This window comes from Nocardiopsis codii, assembly GCF_036327455.1.
Classification (GTDB): domain Bacteria; phylum Actinomycetota; class Actinomycetes; order Streptosporangiales; family Streptosporangiaceae; genus Nocardiopsis; species Nocardiopsis codii.
In genome coordinates, this window is record NZ_JAUZMY010000001.1 from 349,895 (window position 1) to 370,790 (window position 20,896).

The 20,896-nt window shown below is 72.5% G+C and carries 9 protein-coding genes; all 9 read right to left on the minus strand.

Features of this window, described 5'->3' with window-relative positions; all coding sequences use genetic code 11:
• Positions 1-28: 28 nt before the first annotated feature.
• Entirely contained in the window at positions 29-3,409 is a 3,381-nt protein-coding gene (locus tag Q8791_RS01360; protein ID WP_330089690.1) for a type I polyketide synthase, read from the minus strand.
• Complete coding sequence (locus Q8791_RS01365) at positions 3,396-11,411, minus strand: SDR family NAD(P)-dependent oxidoreductase (protein ID WP_330089795.1); 8,016 nt, start codon at positions 11,409-11,411, stop codon at positions 3,396-3,398. The genes Q8791_RS01360 and Q8791_RS01365 overlap by 14 nt, the downstream gene beginning before the upstream one ends.
• A 456-nt stretch (positions 11,412-11,867) precedes the next feature.
• Positions 11,868-13,127, minus strand: coding sequence for a styrene monooxygenase/indole monooxygenase family protein (locus Q8791_RS01370; protein ID WP_330089691.1), 1,260 nt, complete (start codon positions 13,125-13,127; stop codon positions 11,868-11,870).
• 60 nt (positions 13,128-13,187) lie between these two features.
• Complete coding sequence (locus Q8791_RS01375) at positions 13,188-13,745, minus strand: GTP-binding protein (protein ID WP_330089692.1); 558 nt, start codon at positions 13,743-13,745, stop codon at positions 13,188-13,190.
• A 22-nt stretch (positions 13,746-13,767) separates the two neighbouring features.
• Positions 13,768-14,127 (minus strand): DUF742 domain-containing protein, encoded by a 360-nt coding sequence (locus Q8791_RS01380; protein ID WP_082768466.1) that lies wholly within the window; start codon positions 14,125-14,127, stop codon positions 13,768-13,770.
• A gap of 46 nt (positions 14,128-14,173) precedes the next feature.
• A complete protein-coding gene (locus tag Q8791_RS01385) occupies positions 14,174-14,599 on the minus strand; it encodes a roadblock/LC7 domain-containing protein (RefSeq protein ID WP_330089693.1) in 426 nt (141 codons plus the stop codon).
• A gap of 103 nt (positions 14,600-14,702) precedes the next feature.
• A complete protein-coding gene (locus Q8791_RS01390) occupies positions 14,703-17,213 on the minus strand; it encodes an ATP-binding protein (RefSeq protein WP_330089694.1) in 2,511 nt (836 codons plus the stop codon).
• A gap of 1,686 nt (positions 17,214-18,899) precedes the next feature.
• Positions 18,900-20,708 carry an ABC transporter substrate-binding protein gene (locus Q8791_RS01395; RefSeq protein WP_330089695.1) on the minus strand — a complete coding sequence of 603 codons (1,809 nt, stop codon included), beginning with the start codon at positions 20,706-20,708 and terminating at the stop codon, positions 18,900-18,902.
• Entirely contained in the window at positions 20,705-20,896 is a 192-nt protein-coding gene (locus Q8791_RS01400) for a hypothetical protein (protein WP_330089696.1), read from the minus strand. The genes Q8791_RS01395 and Q8791_RS01400 overlap by 4 nt, the downstream gene beginning before the upstream one ends.

Genomic DNA, 20,896 nt, shown 5'->3' on the forward strand with positions numbered 1-20,896 from the left:
TGCGTTCCGGTCAGGAGGGTCCGCAGGGTCAGGAGATCCCGAACTCCTGGTCGATCAGGTCCAGGAGCTGGTCGTCGGTGGCGCCGTCGATGTCGGTCCCCGTGCTCGGGTCGTCGAGGCGGCGCAGCATTCCGCGCAGGCGGTCGCCGAGCTCCCTCCGGGTCCCGTCGTCCACCGCCGAGGCGGCCAGTGCCGTTTCGAGCCTCTCCAGTTCGTCCAGGACGGGCAGCGGGGGCAGGTCGGCGCCGGACGCCTCCGCGAGGCGGTCGGCCAGGTGTCGGGTGAGGGCGGGGGCGGTCGGATGGTCCAGGACCACGGTGACGGGCAGGTCCAGGCCGGTCAGCTCGTTGAGCCGGTTCCGCAGCTGGACGGCGCCGAGCGAGGTCCCGCCGGCGTCGAGGAAGCCGCGGCCGGGGTCGACCTCCTCGGGCCGCGTGTGGCCCAGGACGGCCGCGGTCTCGGCGCGGACCAGGGCGAGGACGGCGTCCTCGCGCTCGGCCGCCGAGAGCCCCGGGGGCAGACGCCAGGCCCCGGGGGCGGCGGGGGCGGCGGCACCGTCAGGCGCCTGTGTCGCCGAGGGCGCGGTTCCGGCGGCGGACGCGGGTGAGCGCCAGTAGCGCTGTCGTTGGAAGGGGTAGGTGGGCAGGTCGACGACCCGGGCGCCCTGCCCGAACACCGCCGTCCAGTCCACCTCGGCACCGTGCGCGTACGCCTGGGCCAGGGAGGCCAGGAAGCGGTCGTGACCGCCCTCGTCACGGCGCAGCGTGCCCATGGCGACCGCGTCGGTGCGGCCCGCCGCCTCCGCCGTCTCCTGGAGGGCGGTGCTCAGCACCGGGTGCGGACCCGCCTCCACGAACAGGTCGTGCCCGTCCGCGAGCAGGTTCTCCGTGACCGCCTGGAACAGCACCGGTTCGGCCAGGTTGCGGTACCAGTAGGCGGCGTCCAGCTCGCCCTCGGAGACGGGGCGCCCGGTCAGCGCCGAGTAGAAGGGGACCTCCGGGCGGCGCGAGACCACCCCGGACAGCGACGAGGCCAACGACTCCCGCAGCCGTTCGACGTGGGGTGTGTGGGAGGCGTAGTCGACCGCGATCTTCCGCGCCCGCACCCCCGACTCCTCGTACTCCTTGACAAGGCGGACCACCGCCTCGGTCTCCCCGGCGAACACGGTCGAGGAGGGGCTGTTGACCACGGCCACGTGCAGACGCCCGGCCCAGGCCTCCAGGTCCTCGCGTACGCGGGCCTCGGGGAGCGCGACGGAGGCCATGGCACCGGTTCCGGACAGCTCCAGGACGGCCCGGCTGCGCAGCGCCACCACCTTCGCGCCGTCCTCCAGGGACAGCGCCCCCGACACGCACGCCGCCGCGACCTCACCCTGCGAGTGGCCGACCACCGCGGAGGGACGCAGACCGTACGAACGCCACAGCTCGGCCAGGGCGACCATGACCGCCCACAGCACCGGCTGCACCACGTCCACCCTCTCCAGGGAAGGAGTGCCCTTCTCCCCGCGCAGCACCGCGCTCAGGGACCAGTCCACGAAAGGGGCCAGCGCACGCTCACACGCACCGATCCGCTCCGCGAACACCGGCGAGGACTCCAGCAGATCGACGGCCATGCCCTCCCACTGGCCGCCCTGACCGGGAAAGACCAGGACGGGCATGCGGTCGGGAACGGCGCGGCCGGTCACCACGGCGGGCGCGGGTCGCCCCTCGGCCAGCGCGCGCGCCGCGTCGAGGAGGTCGGCGCGGTCGCCGCCCAGCACCACGGCGCGGTGGTCGAAGGCCGTGCGGGTGGTCGCCAGCGACCAGCCCACGTCCACCGGGCCCAGCCCCGGGTCCGACGCGACCCGCTCGCGCAGACGGGCGGCCTGGGCGGCCAGGGCTGCGCCGCTGCGTGCCGACAGCGGCCAGAGCACGGGGCCGGCGGTCGCCGTCCCTCCTGGGGCGTCCCCGGTGACCGGCCGGACCGTGGGGTCGGCCTCCGTGGTCGCGGTGGTGTCCTCGGGGTCGCGCTCCGAAACGTCGGACCGCTCCTCCGGCGGCGCCTGTTCCAGGATGAGGTGGGCGTTGGTGCCGCTCATCCCGAAGGAGGACACCGCCGCACGCCGGGGGTGCCCGGTCTCGGGCCACGTCCGCGCCTCGGTGAGGAGCTCCACGGCGCCGGAGGACCAGTCCACGTGCGGGGTGCGCTCCTCGGCGTGGAGCGTCCGGGGCAGCACCCCGTGGCGCAGGGCGAGGACGAGCTTGATGAGCCCGGCGACCCCCGCGGCGGCCTGGGGGTGGCCGAGGTTGGACTTGAGCGAGCCCAGCCACAGGGGGTGCCCGTCGGCCCGGTCCCGCCCGTAGGCGGAGATGAGCGCCTGCGCCTCGATGGGGTCGCCGAGCGCGGTCCCGGTGCCGTGGGCCTCCACCAGGTCGACCTCGGCCGGGGCGAGCCGGGCGTCCTCCAGCGCGCGGGCGATGACCCGCTCCTGGGAGGGGCCGTTGGGTGCGGTCAGCCCGTTGGAGGCGCCGTCCTGGTTGACCGCGCCGCCCCGGATCACCGCCAGCACGCGGTGGCCGTTGCGCCGGGCGTCGGACAGGCGCTCCAGCGCGACCATTCCGGCGCCCTCGGAGAAGCCCGCGCCGTCGGCCCCGGCCCCGAAGGCCTTGCAGCGGCCGTCGGAGGCGAGACCCCTGAGATGGGTGAACTCGGTCAGGACGCCGGGAGTGGCCATCACGGTCGCCCCGCCGGCGAGTGCAAGTGAGCATTCATCGGCACGAAGCGCCCGCACGGCCAGATGCACGGCCACCAGAGAGGAGGAGCAGGCGGTGTCCACCGTGACCGCTGGGCCGGTCAGCCCCAGGACGTAGGACAGCCGGCCGGAGGCGACGCTGTTGGTGGTACCGGTGATCGCGAACCCGTCACCGGGCGCCTCGGTGAGCCGGGGCCCGTACTCCTGCGCGATGGCGCCGACCCACACGCCGGTGTCGCCGCCGGCCAGGGACGCGGGGGCGATCCCGGCGTGTTCGACGGCCTCCCAGGCCACCTCCAGGAGGAGCCGCTGCTGGGGGTCCATCGCCTCGGCCTCGCGCGGGGAGATGCCGAAGAAGGCGGGGTCGAAGGCGGCCGGGTCGTCGAGGAACGCGCCCTGCGCCATGGCCGACCCGCCCTCCTCCCCGTTCGTGCCCAGGAGCGCGTCGATGTCCCACCCGCGGTCCGAGGGCAGGGGGCCCATGGCCTCGCCCCCGCGTTCCAGCAGTTCCCACAGGTCCCCGGGGGTGTCGATCCCTCCGGGGAGACGGCAGCCCATACCGACGATCGCGATCGGCTCCGGTGCGCGGTCGAGCTCCTCGCGCAGGCGCTCGTTCTTCTTGAGCGCGGAGCGCAGAGCCGCGACGAGCTTGGTGTTCTGATCGTTACTGGTAGCCATCAACCGTCTCCTGTTCTCCCTCGGACGCGTCATCGGCCGCCAGGGCGAGCCCCAGCAGGTCCTCCACGTCCATGTCGTCGATGTGACTGGTCTCGGGGGCCTCCGCCTCCGTCCCGGTTTCCCCGGCGGGGGTCGGGGCCGCTGCCGCCGGTTCGTCGGGGAACAGCCTTCCGGCGATGAGCCGGGCCAGTGCGCGGGGGGTGGGGTGGTCGAACACGGCGGTCGCGGGCAGGCGCAGGCCGGAGAGCGCGCCGAGCCGGTTGCGCAGTTCGACACCGGTCAGCGAGTCCAGTCCGAGTTCCCGGAAGGGGCGGTCCGCCGGCACGCCGGCGGCCCCCTCCTGTTCGGCCCGTCCGAGTACGACGGCCGTGTGTGTGCGTACCTCGGCGAGCAGGACCCGCTCGCGCTCCGGGCCGGTCAGGTCCGCGAACCGCCCGGCCGACAGGGGGGCCTCCCCCGCCTTCTCCTCGCCGGCGGCCGGGGCCGGCCGGTCGGCGAGGTCGCCCAGGATCGGCGACACCGGGCCGTTCCCCAGGTCGAGCAGTGCGGGGACGATGTTCTCGTGTCCCAGGTACAGGGCCCTGTCCATCGCGGCCAGGGCGCGGTCGGTGGGCATCGGCAGCAGGCCGTTGCGGCCGAGCGTGTCGAGGTCGCCGCCGTCCAGGTGGCCGGTCATGCCGCTGGCCTCGCCCCACAGCCCCCAGGCCAGGGACGTGGCGGGGAGCCCGCGTTCGCGGCGGTGGTGGGCCAGTGCGTCACAGAAGACGTTGGCCGCCGCGTAGTTGGCCTGGCCCGGGCTGCCGAGGGTGCCCGTCACCGACGAGAAGAGGACGAACGCGCCCAGGTCCAGGTCGGCCGTGAGCTCGTGCAGGTTCCAGGAGGCGTCGACCTTGGGCCGCAGGACCTCCTCCAGCTGGCCGTGGCCGAGGGAGAGCACGGTGGCGTCGTCGAGCACGCCGGCGGTGTGGACGACCGCTCGCAGCGGCCGGTCGCCGGGTATGCCGGCGAGCAGCCGGGCCAGGGAGTCCCGGTCGGCCGTGTCACAGGAGTGGACGTCCACGCGCGCGCCGAGCCCGCGCAGCTCGCCGGTCCTGGCGTCCTGGCCCGCGGCGGCGGCGCCGCTGCGGCTGACCAGGGTCAGGTCGCGCACGCCGTACCGCGTGACCAGGTGGCGGGCCACCTGGTGGCCGAGTGTCCCGGTGCCGCCGGTGACCAGGACGGTGCCCTCCTGGGGGAAGGGCGCGGGCACGCTCAGGACGATCTTGCCGACGTTCTCGCCGCGTTCCAGGGCGCCGAACGCGTCCTTGGCGTCGCGGACGTCGCGGACGGTGAGGGGCAGCGGTGTGAGGGCCCCCGACGAGAAGAGCTCCATGATGCGGTCGAGCATCTGGCCGATCCGCCCGGGGTCCACGTCGGGCAGGACGAAGGACTGGTAGCCGCGCCCCGGGTGGGCGGCGGCGACCTCCTCCTCGGTACGGACGTCGGTCCGGCCCATCTCCACGAAGCGGCCTCCGGCCCCGGCGCCGCCGCCGGGGGAGTTCAGGAGCCGCATCGAGGCGTCGACGAACGCGCCCGTGAGCGAGTTCAGGACCACGTCCATGCCCCTGCCGCCGTTGGCGGCGCGCAGGGACGCCTCGAAGTCGAGGGTGCGGGACGAGGCCAGGCACTCCTTCTCCAGGCCGAAGTCCTCCAGGACCGGCCACTTGTGGGGGCTGGCGGTGGCGAACACCCTGGCCCCCATGTGGCGGGCGAGCTGGACCGCCGCCATGCCCACGCCGCCCGCGGCGGCGTGGATCAGGACGCTCTCCCCCGGACGCACGGCGGCCAGGTCGACGAGGCCGTAGTAGGCGGTCAGGTAGGCGATCGGCACGGCGGCCGCCTGTTCGAGGGTCCACCCCTCGGGGACGCGGGTGATGCGGCGGCGGTCGGCCACGGCCATCGGGCCGAAGGCACCGCTGAACATGCCCGCGACGCGGTCCCCCGGTTCCAGGTCGGTGACGCCGGGCCCGGTCTCCAGGACGATCCCCGCCCCTTCGAGCCCCATCCCGAAGTCGTCGTCGACCATGCCGAGCGCGACCACGACGTCGCGGAAGTTCACTCCGGCGGCGCGGACGGAGATCCGCACCTGTCCCTCCCCCAGCGGCATGGACGCCTCGGGCGAGGGCACCAGTGCGAGGCTCTCCAGGGAGCCGGTCTCGCGGCTTGCCACCTTCCACAGGGCCCCGGGCGGGGAGAGCTCACCCTCCTCGGCCGCCGTGACCAGACGGGGCACCAGGACACCGCCGGACCGCAGCGCGAGCTGGGGTTCGTCCAGGTCCGCGACGGTGGCCAGCGCCCTGTGGGAGTCCTCCGATCCGTCGGAGTCCACGATCACGAGGCGGTCGGGGTGCTCGCGCTGGGCCGAGCGCAGCAGGCCCCACACCGGGGACGCCGCGAGGCCGCTGAGCCGGTCGTCGGTGTGGGCCACCACCGCGCGCCAGGTCACCAGGACCAGGCGGGCGTGGCCCGTGCGCTCGTCGGACAGCCACGAGCGCACCGACTCCAGGGCCGAGCGCAGGCCCTCGCGCACGGCGTCGGGGACGGAACCGAGGTCGGCGTAGACCGCGCGCGGGGGGAGTTCGGCGTAGACCACGTCGGGCACGGGTCCCTCGGCGTCCAGGGACTCCAGGGAGGCGAGGCCGGTGGGGATCTCCCGGAGCGGGTCGGACGTCTCCAAGGTCTCCCACCGCAGCCGGTACAGCCCGGGTTCCTCCGACGGCTGCGGCAGGGCGTCGGTGTCGACGGGACGCATGACGAGCTCGTCGACGGTCAGGACGAGTGCGCCCTCCCCGTCGAAGGCGGTGAGCCGGTGGCGGTCCGAACCGAGCGCCTCCCACCTCACCCGCAGTTCGGAGGTCGGCCCGCCCCGGCCGGCCAGCCGGACCCCGGACCAGGCGAAGGGGACCAGTGGCACCCCGCCCTCCCGGGAGCCGAACAGCAGCACCGCGTGCAGGGCCGCGTCCAGGAGCGCGGGGTGCGGCCCCTCGAAGTCCTCGCGCTGCCGACCGGGCAGGCTCACCTCGGCCAGGACCGCTCCGTCCCGGTCGCGCCAGGCGCGGCTCAGCCCCCGGAACACGGGCCCGTAGGCGTAGCCCCGCCGTGCCAGGCGCTGGTACTCGGCGTCGGCGTCGAACTCCAGGGGGGAGGCGCCGGCCGTCGACCATGCCGCGGAGGGGCGGGGGCGGGTGTCGCCGACGGGTTCGAGCATGCCGGAGGCGTGCCGGGTCCATGCCCGGGCGTCCTCCCCCCGCGAGTGGACGCTCACCTCGCGTCGTCCCGCCCTGTCGGGGCCGCCGACGGTCACCTGCACCGCGACCGCCCCGGTACGGGGCAGCGCCAGGGGCGCCTCCAGGGCCAGGTCGGTGACGGCCGGGCTCCCGGTGCGCGCACCCGCGTGCAGGGCGAGCTCTGCCAGGGCCGTCCCGGGCAGGATGGTCCGGCCCAGCAGCCCGTGGTCGGCGGTCCAGGGGTGGTCCTCGACACCGACGGTGCCCGTGAACACGGTGGTGCCGTCGGCCAGCTCCAGCCCCTCGTCCGCGAGCAGCGCGGTCGTGGCCGGGGCGGGGGCGGGGGCGGGGGCCGCGGCGGGTTCGGCCCAGTACCTGCGGCGCTGGAAGGGCAGGTCCGGCAGTCGGACGGGGGCTCCCTCGTCCGAGACCCCCTCCAGCAGGAGGTGGGCGTTGGTTCCGCTGATCCCGAAGGAGGACACGGCGGCGCGCCGGGGGCGGCCGGTGTCCGGCCAGGGCTCGTTCTCGGTGAGCAGGCGCACTCCGCTGTCGTCCCAGTCGACCCTGCTGGTGGGGGCGTCGGCGTGGAGGGTGCGGGGCAGTCGGCCGTGGCGCAGTGCCTGCACCGTCTTGATCACCCCGGCGATCCCGGCGGCGGCCTGCGCGTGGCCGATGTTGGACTTGAGCGACCCCAGGCGCAGCGGCTCGGCGCCGTCCCGGTCGCGGCCGTACACCGAGATGAGCGCCTTGGCCTCGATCGGGTCGCCGAGCGTGGTGCCGGTGCCGTGTGCCTCGACGGCGTCCACCTCGCCCGCCTCCAGACCGGCGGCGGCCAGGGCCTGCTGGATGACGCTCTCCTGGGCCTTGCCGTTGGGGGCGGTGAGCCCGTTGCTGGCGCCGTCGGAGTTGACCGCGCTGCCGCGGAGCAGGGCCAGGACGGGCCGTCCGGCCCGCCTCGCCTGAGAGGCGCGCTCCAGGAGGAGCATCCCGGCGCCCTCCGCCCACGCGGTTCCGTCGGCGGCGTCGGAGAAGGCCTTGCACCGGCCGTCGGAGGACAGCCCGCGCTGGGCCGAGAACTCCAGGAACATCCCGGGCGAGGACATCACGGTGACGCCTCCGGCCAGCGCCATGGCGCACTCGCCCCTGCGGACCGCCTCGGCCGCCTGGTGGAGGGCCACGAGGGAGGACGAGCAGGCGGTGTCGATGGTCAGCGCCGGGCCCCGCAGCCCGAGCACGTAGGCGACGCGTCCCGAGGCCACGCTCATCGTCGAACCGGTGAGCCGGTACCCGGAGTCGCCCTCCCGGGCGGGGTCGGCCAGTCGGGGCCCGTAGTCGCCGGGCATCGCGCCGACGAACACGCCGACCTGCTCTCCGCGCAGGTCGTCGGTGGAGAGCCCCGCGCGCTGGATCGTCTCCCAGGAGGTCTCCAGGAGGAGCCGCTGCTGGGGGTCCATCGCCTCGGCCTCGCGCGGTGAGATCCCGAAGAAGTCCGCGTCGAACATGTCGGCGTCGTACAGGAACCCGCCCCGGCGGGTGTAGGTGCGGCCGGGGGTCCCGGGTTCGGGGTCGTAGAGGGCGTCCAGGTCCCAGAAGCGGTTGTCGGGGAAGTCCCCGACGGCGTCCACCCCCTCCTCGACCAGGCGCCACAGCTTCTCCGGCGAGGAGGCGCCGCCCGGCAGGCGGCAGGCCATGGCGGTGATGGCGATCGGGTCGTCCGTGGCGGCGGGGGCAGGGCCGGAGCGGACGCGTGCGGGCCCGGCCTGTACGGGTTCCGGTGGCGGAGCCGATCCGCCGCGCCCCTCCGCGGCGGACTCCCCCGCCGGGGTGATCTCGTCGCCGCCCAGTTCGCCGGTGAGGAACGCGGCCAGTCCGGCCGGGGTGGGCACCTCGAAGAGGAGGGTGTCCTCCAGCCGCAGTCCGGTGGCCCTCTGCACGGCGTCGCGCAGTTCGAGCGTCATGACGGAGTCGAAGCCCAGATCCCGGAACGCCCGGTGCTCCTCTCCCGGATCGAGTGAGTCCCGGTCCAGGACGCGAGCGGTACGCGCGTACACCAGCTCGGCGACCGACTCCCGCCGCCCGGCCCCGTCCTGCTCCGTGGCGGACTGCGGCGCGGACCAGCTCACCGAGCCCTCGTGGCGGAGCCCCCCGGCGCCCTGCGGCCAGAAGGCCCTGCGCTGGAACTGGTAGGTGGGGAGGTCGGTCCGGCGGGCGCCGGTGCCCTCGAACAGCACGGGCCAGTCGATGTCCACCCCCGCGCTGAAGGCGCGGGCCGCGGCCGTGAGCAGTTGCGCCTCGTCGCCCGCCCCGCGCCGCAGGGTCTTGAGCACGTGGCCGGAGACCCCGGCGCGTTCCAGGGAGCCGCGCACCCCGTGCGCCAGCACCGGGTGCGGACCGACCTCCAGGAAGACCCGGCGGCCGTCCGCCACGAGGGCGTCGATCGCGTCGGCGAACAGGACGGGGTTGCGCAGCCCCGAGTACCAGTAGGCGGCGTCCATGGCGGTCCGGCCCAGCTCCGCGCCGGTGAGCGTGGAGTAGAGGGGGATCTGCGGGCGGCGCCAGCGGACCTTGCCCAGGTACTGCGTGATGAGGTCGCGGATGTGCTCCACGTGGGAGGAGTGCGACGCGTAGTCCACGTCGACCAGGGCTCCGTGCGCGCCGCGGTCCACACAGCGCTCCACCGCCTCGCGCACCGAGTGCGGGTCCCCCGAGACCACCACGGAGGCGGGCCCGTTGACGGCCGCCACGTGCAGGTCGGGCAGGGTACGGGCCAGTTTCTCCGCCTCCGACGGGGCGATCCCCAGCGAGGCCATGGCCCCGGTGCCGGAGAGCGTGATCAGGGCGCGGCTGCGCAGCGCCACGATCCGGGCCGCCTCGTCCAGGGTGAGCGCACCGGCCACGCACGCGGCCGCGAGCTCGCCCTGGGAGTGGCCGACCACCGCCGAGGGCCGTACGCCCACGGACTCCCACACCCGGGCGAGGGAGACCATGACCGCCCACAGCACCGGCTGGACGACGTCCGCCCGCGCCTGGCCGCCGATCAGCGGCGGGGCCTGCGGCTCTCCGCGCAGGACGGAGGTGAGCGTCCAGTCCACGTAGGGGTCGAGCGCGCGTTCGCACTCCTCGATGCGCCGGGTGAACTCCGCGGCCATCGCTCCGTCGCCGTCGAGCAGGTCGCGCCCCATGCCGAGCCACTGCCCGCCCTGGCCGGGGAAGACCAGGACCGGTCCGGGGCCGCCCACGACGGCGGCGCCCTCGGGGCGCACGGACTCCAGTTCCCTGGTGCCGCCCTCGCCCGCGGCGAACACCACGGCGCGGTGCTCGAACACGTCCCGGGTCGTGGCCAGGGAGAGGCCGACGTCCCGGGCCTGGACGCCGGGGTGGGAGGACACGTGGGCGTGCAGTGCGGACGCCTGCGCGCGCAGGGCCTCGTCGGAGCGCCCCGACAGCACCCACGGCACGGGGTCCAGGGTGCGCACCGCCGGGGTCTCGGCGGCGGGGCGGCCGGCGATCGGGGCCGGCCCGAGGACCAGGTGGCAGTTGGCGCCGCCCATGCCGAAGGAGGACACGCCCGCCAGAGGGGCGTGGTTGGGCCAGGGCTCGCGCCGGGTCTGCACGGCCAGGCCCAGCCCGTCCAGGTCGATGGACGCGGGCGCCTCGCGGAAGTTCAGGGTGGGGGGGATCTGCTGGTGCTCCAGCCCGAGGGCCGTCTTGACCAGCCCGACGATGCCGGCGGCGCCCTCCAGGTGGCCCACGTTGGTCTTGGCCGACCCCACCCTCAGGGGTTCCTCCCGGCCCTCCTTGAACACCTCGCCGAGAGCGGCGGCCTCGACGGGGTCGCCCGCCGGGGTTCCGGTGCCGTGCAGTTCGACGTAGGCGACCTGGCCGGGGTCCTTGCCCGCGTTGGCGTAGGCCTCACGGGCCACGTCGGCCTGGCCCTGGACCGTGGGCCTGGTGAGGTACTCGGTGGTGCCGGAGTGGTTGACCGCCCCGCCGTGGATGACGGCGTGGACGCGGTCGCCCTCCGCCAGGGCCCGGCTCAGGGGCTTGAGCACGACGACGGCACCGCCCTCGCCGCGCACGTAGCCGTCGGCCCGGGCGTCGAAGGTGTGGCTGCGCGCGCTGGGCGACAGGCCTCCGAAGCGGGCGACGCGCTCGGTGCTCTCGGGGACCAGGATCAGGTTGACGCCGCCCGCCAGAGCGACGTCGGACTCTCCCCGGCGCAGGCTCTCGACGGCCAGGTGCACGCTGACCAGGGCGGAGGACTGGCCGGAGTCCACGGTGAGGCTGGGGCCGCGCAGGCCCAGGAAGTGGGAGAGCCGGTTCGCGATCATGCCCCGGTTGGTGCCGGTCAGGGTGTGGTGGGTGATCGCCTCGAACCCGCCGCGGTCGTGGAGGAGCGCGTAGTCGGAGCTGATCGCGCCCGCGAACACGCCGACGCGGGCGTCGCGCAGCGTTCCGGGAGCCGTCCGGGACCGCTCCACCGCCTCCCAGCCCAGTTCGAGCATGAGCCGCTGCTGGGGGTCCATCGCCAGGGCCTCGCGCGGCGAGATGCCGAAGAAGCCGGCGTCGAAGCACTCGGCGTCGTGGAGGTATCCGCCCCAGTCCGGTCCGCGCTCGGGCGAGCCTCCGCCCAGGCGCTCGGGGGGAGGCGAGATCGCCTCACGCCCCTCGCTCAACATTCTCCAGAACGCCTCCGGCGTACTGGCTCCTGGTAGGCGGCAGGATATTCCCACGATGGCGATGGGATCCCAGGAACTAGGGGTCAGGGTTCCTGCAGGTCCGCCACTCACGTTCGCTGCCCTTCACTCTCGACTGTCCTCGGTGTTCCGGACGCCGCCGAGGGCCGGTTCCGCGCCCGTGCAAATGCACGGCGCGAACACGTGGCCGGGGCGGCATTCGCATACTGGGGAGTACCGAGCCCCGGAGCTTCTGAGGACCACAAGAACTACCCCAGGAAACACCATTCGGGGTCAAACGGGATCCAACTCGGTAGAGCGTAACCCCTGATTACGAGCACTGACAATAGAGGGTGCACCTTCGGGCGGATAATTTCGGTCAGGAGAGTAAGCCATTAATGACACCGCAACAATTCATCCACTTACCCCGCACCAACCACGCCATACCTCGTGTGATATGCGAAAAGGCCCGACGCCTCCCGGCGCCGGGCCTGTTGCATCGGACACGGGCCGACCTCAGCCGGCGTGCCGGGCCTCGACCTCGCTGATGTACCTCTGCGCAACCTCGGGATTGAACATCCACGACTTGTAGTCCGAGGGGCAGTCCCACCCCTGAATCCACCGGTCGGCGATCTCCTCGTACTTGGACGCCGCGTTCATGATGTTCATGATGTGCTCGGGCAACGATTGCTCGACCATCGACGAAGCGAACTCAGCCCACTCCTGGTTGTCCTGTCCGAATTCCCAGAAACGATCGAAGGCTGTGATCATGAACTCTTCATCGAACGTCTGGTCACCGCGTTCGATGATGCTCTCCAGGTAGGCCTCGGCGCACCGGGTGGAGTTGTTCCAGCTCTGGCCCACGAACGGATCCATGGTCACCACCACGTCGGCCATTCCGATGACCTTCCCGCCGGACGGCAGGGTGCCCACCGGGTTGCGCACCTGGGGGGTCAGGTCCTCGACGAGGGTGCTGCGGCCGTCCATCAGGACGGCGTCCTTCGCCCGGTCGAAGAACTCGGGAGCGTACTTGCGCATGAGGTCCTTCATGCGCCGCAGCTGCTCCTCGGGGCCCGGCCGGTCCGGCCAGGCGTCCATCGGGCCGCCCTTCTTGTCCACCAGAAGGATGTTGTGGGCGGGCCCCTCCTGGGTGAGCATCGGAAGGAGCAGGATGTTGCCCGCCTCCTCGGTCACCCCGAACCAGCCGATGTTCGCCGAATCCCCCGAGTCCGGGGGCCACAGGTCGTAGACGTAGGCCTGGGCGAGGGCCCGCGGCCTGGTCCCGCTGAAGCGGCTGTCGTCGTAGTCGAAGAGCTGGCCCAGCTCTCCGTGGCCGACCGCGACGACGATCAGGTCGAACATCCGGGAGAAGTAGTCCAGGTCGGTCACCGTGACGCCGTGGATCACGACCTTGCCGCCCCGGTCCTCGAAGGACTCGAGCCAGTCGGCCATCTTCACCCTGCGGTCGACCGAGACCGCGTAGCCGTTGCCGGGGTCGGAGCGCCCCTTCACGGCCATGATCGGCTCCCCCTCCTTGTAGACCGCGAGCTTCTGCTCACGGATCTGCGGGGAGAGGGCGCTCCAGAAGTCGAGGTCGAACTTGCGCTCGTACTCCAGGGCGGTGGGGAAGGTGAACTGGGAAATAGAGGGTTTGCCGGTCCTGATCTCCAGCGAGGACTGCCCCGTGATCACCGTGACGTCGTAGCCGTGGGTCAGGAGACCGTGGGCCAGGTGCAGGCCGGCGTGACCCGCGCCGACGATAAGGATCTTGCGCATGTTCGCTAACTTTCCTGGGGAATCTACGGGGCAGTGGGGAGGCCGCGGCCTCCCCACCCGTCAGGCGACGGGCTCACTGGTGCGGTTGTGCTCCAACGCGTACCGGAGAAGCGTCTTGAGCACGTCGCCCCCGGACAGACGGTTGCGGGCGTCGAAGTCGATGATCGGCACCTCGGGACTGACCTCCAGGGCCTCGCGGACCTGCTCGGAGGTGTAGTCGAGGTGGCCCTCGAACTTGTTCAGCGCCACGATGTAGGGGATGCGCTTGTTCGTCTCGAAGTAGTCGACGGCGTCGAAGGAGTCCGCGAGCCTTCGGCAGTCGACCACGACGACGGCGCCCACGGCGCCGCGGACGAGGTCGTCCCACATGAACCAGAACCGGGCCTGGCCCGGGGTTCCGAACATGTACATGACCAGCTCGTCGTCGATGGTGATGCGGCCGAAGTCCATCGCGACGGTGGTGGTCGTCTTGTCGGGGGTGGCCGAGGTGTCGTCGTGTCCGACGCTCGCCTCGGTCATGATCGCCTCTGTCGTGACCGGGGGAATCTCCGACACCGAGCGCACCAAGGTCGTCTTGCCGGCGCCGAAGCCACCGGCGATGACGATCTTGCTCGACATCTTCTTGCGATTCGACCGCTTGTCACTGGAAAAGTCGTTCGAGACCACGAAGAGCCCTCTCCAGAACCTGGTTTTCCGATGGACTGCTGCCGGTGATGGTCGGGTGGATGTACACGAGGTCCTGCTCGGCCAGGTCGCTGACCAGAACCTGCGTGACACCCAGGGGGATGTTCAACTCGGCCGACACCTCGGCGAGCGACCGGGTCTCCCGGCACAGCTTGTAGATGTTGATCGACTCCGGCATGAGGGTGCCAGGAGGTTCCTGCCCGGGCTCGGACGTCGAGACCAGGGTCTGCACCATCAGCGGATGCCGTGACCGCGTCCGCCCACCGGTGAAGGTGAACGGGCGGACACGGTTACTCCTTCGCCTGCGGAAGCTCATAGCCGCAGCAACCTCATTCCTGCCGAACCGTCACGGGTCACCCTCGTCAGTTCTGGATGACTTCGCGCAGCTGCGAGCGCAGCTGCGGAGTGAGAACGTGCGCCACGTTCTCGACCAGCTTGGCCATCTGGAACCCGACGAGCTTGAGTTCCGTGCCGGGGGCGGTGAGGACCGCCATGCAGGAACCGTCGCTGATGGCCATGATGAAGAGGTGGCCGTGGTTGAAGCGCACGAGCAGCTGCTCGCACTCGCCGCGCTGGAAGAGCCCGGCTCCACCGACGGCGAGGCTGTGCAGGCCGCTGGCGATGGCCGCGAGCTGCTCGGCGTGCTCCTCGGGGAAGTCACTGGAGTGGGTCAGCACCAGACCGTCGGAGGAGACGACCACGGCGTGCTCGACGCCCCGGACGTCCCGGACGAACCGGTCGATGAGCCACGAGAAGTTCTCCACGCTTTCGTTCACGGATTCAGTCATCGCTGTGTGTTACCTGCCTCGGCCGAGTGTCGGGTTCGCTGTGTACGGGGGGTGTGCGTGCACACCGGGAGGAGCTCCTGTGGGCCCTCGGGAAACAGTGGGGTCACTTGTCGTCACCCTCGATCTCCTCGCCCTCCAGCGCTGCGCGCTCCCCTTCGAGGAAGTCGCCGAGCTCGTCGCGGATCTGCGCGGCCCGGGCCTCCCCCGTGAGCTTGGGCGGGGTGTCGGCGCGGCCCTTGGGCGCCTCCGGCACCGATCCGGGGCGCGGCATCCTCCGCAGGGGCGAACCGTGCGGGGTGGCGCTGCGCCGGGGCAGTCCGGCCGCGGTGACGGCCGCGGTGGAGCCCTCGCCGGAGGCGGGGGCGGGGACGGGGGACCCGTTCGCGCCGGTCCCCGGGATGGGCCGGTGGGGCACCGGGCCGGTGGGGGCGGCGGGGGCCTTGACCGTCGGGATGGTCGACGTGCGCGCCTGTCCGGCGGTGCGGGGGGTGGCCACGCGCAGCAGCTCCTTGGGGATGATCGCGTAGGCGCTCACCCCGCGGAAGGAACGGGATTCGAGTCTGGTCTCCAGCCCGTGCTTGATCGCGATCCGGCTGGCGACGTAGAGGCCCATGTGACGGGGCACCTCGTCGTCGAGGACCGGCTGGCCGCCGAGGCGGGCGTTGAGCTCGGCCAGCTGCTTGTCGGGGATGCCCACGCCCTCGTCCTCGACGACCACCATGAGTCGGCCGTCGTCCATCTCCTGGGCGCTGATCACGACCTGGGAGTGCTCGGGGGAGTTGGCGGTGGCGTTGTCCAGGAGCTCGGCGAGCAGGTGGCTGATGTCGTCGGCCGCCATACCGGTGATGGAGGTCTGCGGGAGCTTGCCCAGGCGGACCCTGGGGTAGTCCTTGATCTCGGAGGTGGCGGCGCGGGCCACGTCGAGGAGGGGGACGATCTCGTCGTGGGCGTCGGACTCCCCGCCGTCGTGTCCGGTGAGTACCAAAAGGTTCTCCCCGTTGCGTCGCATCCGGGTCGCGAAGTTGTCGATCTGGAAGAGCTTGTCGAGCAGGTCGGGGTCCTGGGCGTCGGTCTCCAGCTCCTCGACCATCTCCAGCAGCGCGTCCACGAGCGAGAGGTCGCGCATGGCCAGGCCCGCGAGCGCCTCGGTGAGGAGGTTGCCCTTGGCGCCGCGCAGGGCGGCGATCTCCTCGACGAGCGCCGCCCGCTCGGGCAGGTCGCTGGGGATCTCGGGCGCCGGGGGGGCGACGGGTGCGGCGGCCTCGGCCGGGACGGCGGGCGCCGCGGCCTCGATCGGAGCGGCCGGGGCCTCCGTGACGGCCTTGGGCGCCGGCTCCGCGGCGACGGCGGGGGCAGGAGCGGGCGCGGGGGCGACCTCCTCCACGGGCTGTGCCCGGGTGAGCGGCTTGTCCTCCCGCACCTCCTCCGCGGTGGTGCGGCCGGCGTGCTCGGCCAGCAGCGCACTGGCGGACTCGGTGGTGATCACCTGCGGCTGCTGACCGGCGGCGAGCACGATGACGTGCTGGACCGGCTGGCCGTAGGGGTTGTACTGCCCCGGGTAGAAGACCGGCTGGCCGTGGAGGACGTAACCGGGCGGCTGGAAGGGCACCGGGTAGGCGCTCTGGTAGGTGACCATGGGCTGCTGCGGCGGGTACGGCGCCGGGTAGGGCGGGTACTGCGGCGGCATCGGCTGGCCCTGCGGGGGCGCGTAGGCACCGTACTGCGGGTGCGGGTGCGGAGGCGCGTAGGCCTCCTGCGGGCGCCCGGGGTAGGCGGGGGCCTGCGGCGGCTGGGGCTGGTACTGGTCGGGGCCCGCGTAGCGCTGCTCGTAGGGGTTGCCGTACTGGCCGCCCCGGGGCGCCTCGCCCTGGAACTGGCCGCCCTGCGGGGCGCCGCCCTGGTAGCGGCCGTCGCCCTGGTAGGGGTTGCCGTACTGGCCCTCGGGCTGGTGGGGAGCCTGCTGGGCGGGGCTCTGGCCGCGCTCGCCCGGGTACTGGCCCGCGCGCGGGGCGTCGGCGTACCGCGGCTCGGAGTAGGCCTGCTCGGAGTAGCGCGACTCGGAGTAGCGCTCCTGTGCGGGCTGCTCGGGCGCGGCGCCCGGCTGCTGGTAGGGGGACGGCGCCGGGGCGGCGGCACGTTCCCGCTGCGGGGCCTGGTGACGCTCCGCCGCGGGTTCGGCCTGCCGCGCGGGCGGCTGCTGGGGCTGCTGCTGGGGCTGGTCGGCGGGGCGCTGCCACGCGTCCTGGCCCTGCTGTGCTCCCTTGGGCGCTCCGGTCCGGGGCTCGGGCCACCTGGTCTCGGAGCCGCTCGCCTCCTGGCGCTGGGGCTCGGGGGCCGGCGTGTGCGCCGCAGGGGCCTCGGGCCGCTCTGGGTGCTCTGGCGAGGAGGTGTCGGTCATGGTGTCCGTCGTGGCGGGGATGTGCGGGCTGCGCGGTTCGGGCTCGTCGAGTCCGACGCCGCGCCACTGCGTGACCGGGGTGGCGCCTGTGTCGACGTCGTCGACGCTGCTCACACGCCGGGTCGTGTAGGGGTTGGGAGCACTCGCCCTGGAGGCGGGGCGGTAGCCGTTCTCAGCGGACCCGGAGAAGGGCCCGGTGGTGGCGGTCTCTGTCACGGTCGGGAGGTTGTCGCCGGACTCCGTCTCCTTGGCTGCGGGAGCGGCACCGGCAGTGTGCTGGCCGGCTTCCCTGTCCGACGTGCGGCCGGTGTTCTGCGAGTGCGGATGCACGGGATGATGCACGGGATTTCCTTGCTCGGTCTCCGGTGACGGCGGTTCCTGGGACCTGACCATCCTGGAGATGGCCCTGCGGAACCTTCCTTCTCGTTTGGCTCCTTGCCCGTCCTCCGTCGACATCATCGGTCCGTCCCCGCCGGAGCGGGGGCCGGAGCTGTCTCGCGGCGACGGCGCCTCTGCCACAATCTCGTCTCCTCGAATCAGGTGGGCGGATCGGCGGCGGCCCCGCACCACCGCCCCTGACCTGGGAGGTGGCTGCTTCGGGGGCCGAGAGGGGCACCCGTGGCAGCCGGATGTTCCCTGCACCGGAGGATCGCCGGGACGGGGGTGGAGCACCCCCGTGCGCGCGCGGGACCAGACGGGTGCTGGCACCCAATCCGGCCACAAGTATCCATGCCCCGCACAATTCCTGTACTTCCACCGAGAACCGTCGTTCGGTTCGTCAGACTAACAAAGGTCTCGCGGGTTGGCAGACGAATCGGCGAAGCATCGGAAAAGCGTACGGACGGACACTCCTGACGTGCGAGAACGCCGCACATCGTACACCAGATCACCATTGTGTAGCTTGTGGGGATTTGCCCGCTTTTGCTCCACGTCTGCATCCATCCGCGCCATCCGAGGCGTCCTGTCCGGACTGGCCCCTTATGGCGTTGACCAGCACGGACACGGCATCCCTCGGTCGGGAGTCGTCGCGACCGCCCCGTGGACCCCGCCGGTTCCGCCGGGCTCCACGATCTTGGTCACACACGGGTCGGTCGGGCCGCCGGCCGCCGGACCGGCCACCGTCCGGCGCTTCGCCGGGGAGGCGACGCGCCGGCGCCGGGACCGCTCGGGGCCCGCCCGCGGGCGATCGTTCGCACCGGTGTGCTCGACGACGATACGGGGTGGACACCGATCCCCCAACTCCGCCCGGAACCGCCCGCCGCGGGAGCGCGCTACCGGTACCGGGAGGGAGTGCTCGCGGGTGTCGGTCCCGGCCGCTGCCCGACCCGGCCGCGGGGACGGCTCGCACGGGAGCGCACGCTCTGCGCCGTTCACGGGAGGCGGCCCGGAACGGGGGCGGGAATCCCCTCGGGCGACGGCGCGGACGCGTCTTCCGGAACACACGGTGCGTGCGCCCACCGGGACTCCGCGCAGCGGGGCCCGGGTGGAGGAGCGGGGGCATGGCTCTCCTGTCGGTTCGTCGTCATCCCTGCCGAACACCGACCCGGTATCACCGAAATCAGCTCTGAGCTGGGAATTCGATACCGCTCCGGCTGATTCGGGGCGCATACGGGAACCGCGCGGAAACAGTGGGGCGACATGTTCCGCGGGAGATCCGCGCGCCGGGGAAGGGGGCATTCCCGGACCGAAGACGATTTCGTGCGTCGAGGGGCGGCTTTTCACCACCGCTCCTGACGCACAGGAGACTACCTCCCCGGGGCGCACACGTGCGCGGGCGGTCGCTCTTCCGACGGGGGCAGAGGCCGGGCACCCGACGGGCGGGGCCGCGCCCCTCCCCGGGCCGCGACGGCCGGAGTGCGGGGCGGGCCGGACCGGTCGCTCCGGCCGGACCCGCCCCCTCCCCTACTCGACCGGTGCCAGGTCGCCCTGGATCAGCGACAGGATGACGTGGTTGTCCTGGTACTGCTCGTTGTTGGCGGCGGGGTGCTCCTCGTCGAAGGACTCCACCCGCACTCCCTCGACCGCGGGAGCCAGGTACTTGTACGTCCAGATCGGGATGCGCGGCAGGAGCTCGTTGAAGACGACGGCCATCGTCTTCAGGGCCTCCAGCTGCTCCTCCTCGGTCTCGGCCTGCTTGGCGGTCTCGACCAGCTCGGCCAGGTCCACCTCGCCCTGGGTGGGGCTGTCGACGTTGAGGTCGAACGACTGCCCGGGGGACTCCTCGGTGCCCGAGTTCTCCAGCAGGAAGTTCATCTGGAAGGCGCCCCAGTAGTCGGGGATCTCCGGGTTGCCCCAGTGGCGGACCGCGACCTCGAAGTCACCCGCACCCCAGATGCCCCACGGGTTGTCCTGGGGGACGTTCCGGGCGGTGGTCGTGATGCCGAAGTCGTTCCAGGCCTCCTCGACCTGGGTGGCGGTCAGCTCGAAGTCGCCCCAGCCGGCGACACCGATGATCTCGTAGCTCGCGGGCTCGCCCTCGGAGGTGTGCCAGACCCCGTCCTGCTTGGTCCAGCCCGCCTCCTCCAGGAGTTCGGCAGCCCTGTCCAGGTCCTGGTCGTAGCTCTCGAATCCGGCCAGTTCGTCGGCGCTGAAGATCTCCTCGGCCTGGAGGTCCACCAGTCCCGCGTAGTGCTCGACCCGGGTGTAGCCCTCGCCCCGGGCCACCTGGCCGACGGTGTCGCTGTCGAGGATGTGCGCGAGCGCCTTGCGCACCCGCACGTCCTGCAGCTCGGGCTTGGCCGCGTAGTTGAACATCAGGCCGCAGCCGTCGTAGCCCGCGTGCTCGATCCAGGTGAAGCCCTCCACCGCTTGGAAGGCCTGCTGGTCGGCGGCGGAGGGGGCGAGGGTGGAGTAGTCGACCTCGCCCTGCTGCACCAGGAGCGCGGACTGGCGGTTGTCGCCCTTGTGGATGACGACCTCGTCGAACCTCACCTCCGTGCCCTGGTAGCCGTCCTCGTTGCGGACCAGGGTGATCCGCGCGTCGGACATCTGCGCCTCGTCGAACCTGTACGGCCCGCTGCAGATGATCTCGTCGGGGTTGAACTCGATGAACTCGGCGTTGAACCCGGTGTGCTCGTCGTCGCCCTGGCGGACGCCGTCGGCGACCATCCGCACGGCGCGCTCGCCGAAGTCGCCGTAGGTGGACTTGCACACGATGCGGTGCTTGATGATGCTGCGCTCGATGTTGGGGAAGGGGTCGTCGAACGCCAGGCGCACGCTCACCTCGTCCAGCTTCTCCAGCTCCTGGACCTGCGGGAAGCCGACACCCCACACCGGGGCCTCCAGGACGCGCATGGCGTAGCTCTGGATCATGTCGTCGGCGGTCAGGTCGGTGCCGTCGCTCCACCTCAGGCCGGGGCGCAGGGAGACGACGAGGTTGTCGCCGTCCCACTCCGTCCCCTCCAGGAGCAGGTAGTCCCACTCGTGGGTGCGCCAGTTGTACATGCCGCCCGTGCACAGGAACAGGTCCTTGTAGACGGAGTTGAGCAGCAGGGCGCCGTCCTCGACGTGGACGTTGCGCGTCTGGGAGTCGAGGTCGTAGTCGAAGACGCCCGTGAACTGCGTGGCGCCGCCCGACGCCTGGTCTCCGCCGGCGCAGGAGGTCAGCAGGCCCGCGCCCGCCGCACCGGCCGCGCCGAACCCGACCGCGCGGAGCAGGCGGCGCCGGGTCAGGTCCCGCATGAGGGGGTTGTCCGAGGGGATGAAGGTCATTCTTGACTCTTCCTTTCCAGTAGGACGGCGATCAGTCCGAGGGAGAGCACGACGAGGCCGATCACGACGGTGACGGCGCTGATGACGAACTCGGCTGAGCCGGGGGGATTCAGTACGGCCGTGAGGGCACTGGTCAGGGTGAGGAACGCTCCGGCCAGGAGGGCGAAGCGGCCGACGACGAGGAGCAA

Coding starts and splice junctions, on each gene's coding strand:
- Q8791_RS01360 (WP_330089690.1), bottom strand. CDS start 3,409: ATGGCTACCAGTAACGATCAGAACACCAAGCTCGTCGCGGCTCTGCGC.
- Q8791_RS01375 (WP_330089692.1), bottom strand. CDS start 13,745: ATGTCGAGCAAGATCGTCATCGCCGGTGGCTTCGGCGCCGGCAAGACG.
- Q8791_RS01370 (WP_330089691.1), bottom strand. CDS start 13,127: ATGCGCAAGATCCTTATCGTCGGCGCGGGTCACGCCGGCCTGCACCTG.
- Q8791_RS01380 (WP_082768466.1), bottom strand. CDS start 14,127: ATGAGCTTCCGCAGGCGAAGGAGTAACCGTGTCCGCCCGTTCACCTTC.
- Q8791_RS01385 (WP_330089693.1), bottom strand. CDS start 14,599: ATGACTGAATCCGTGAACGAAAGCGTGGAGAACTTCTCGTGGCTCATC.
- Q8791_RS01395 (WP_330089695.1), bottom strand. CDS start 20,708: ATGACCTTCATCCCCTCGGACAACCCCCTCATGCGGGACCTGACCCGG.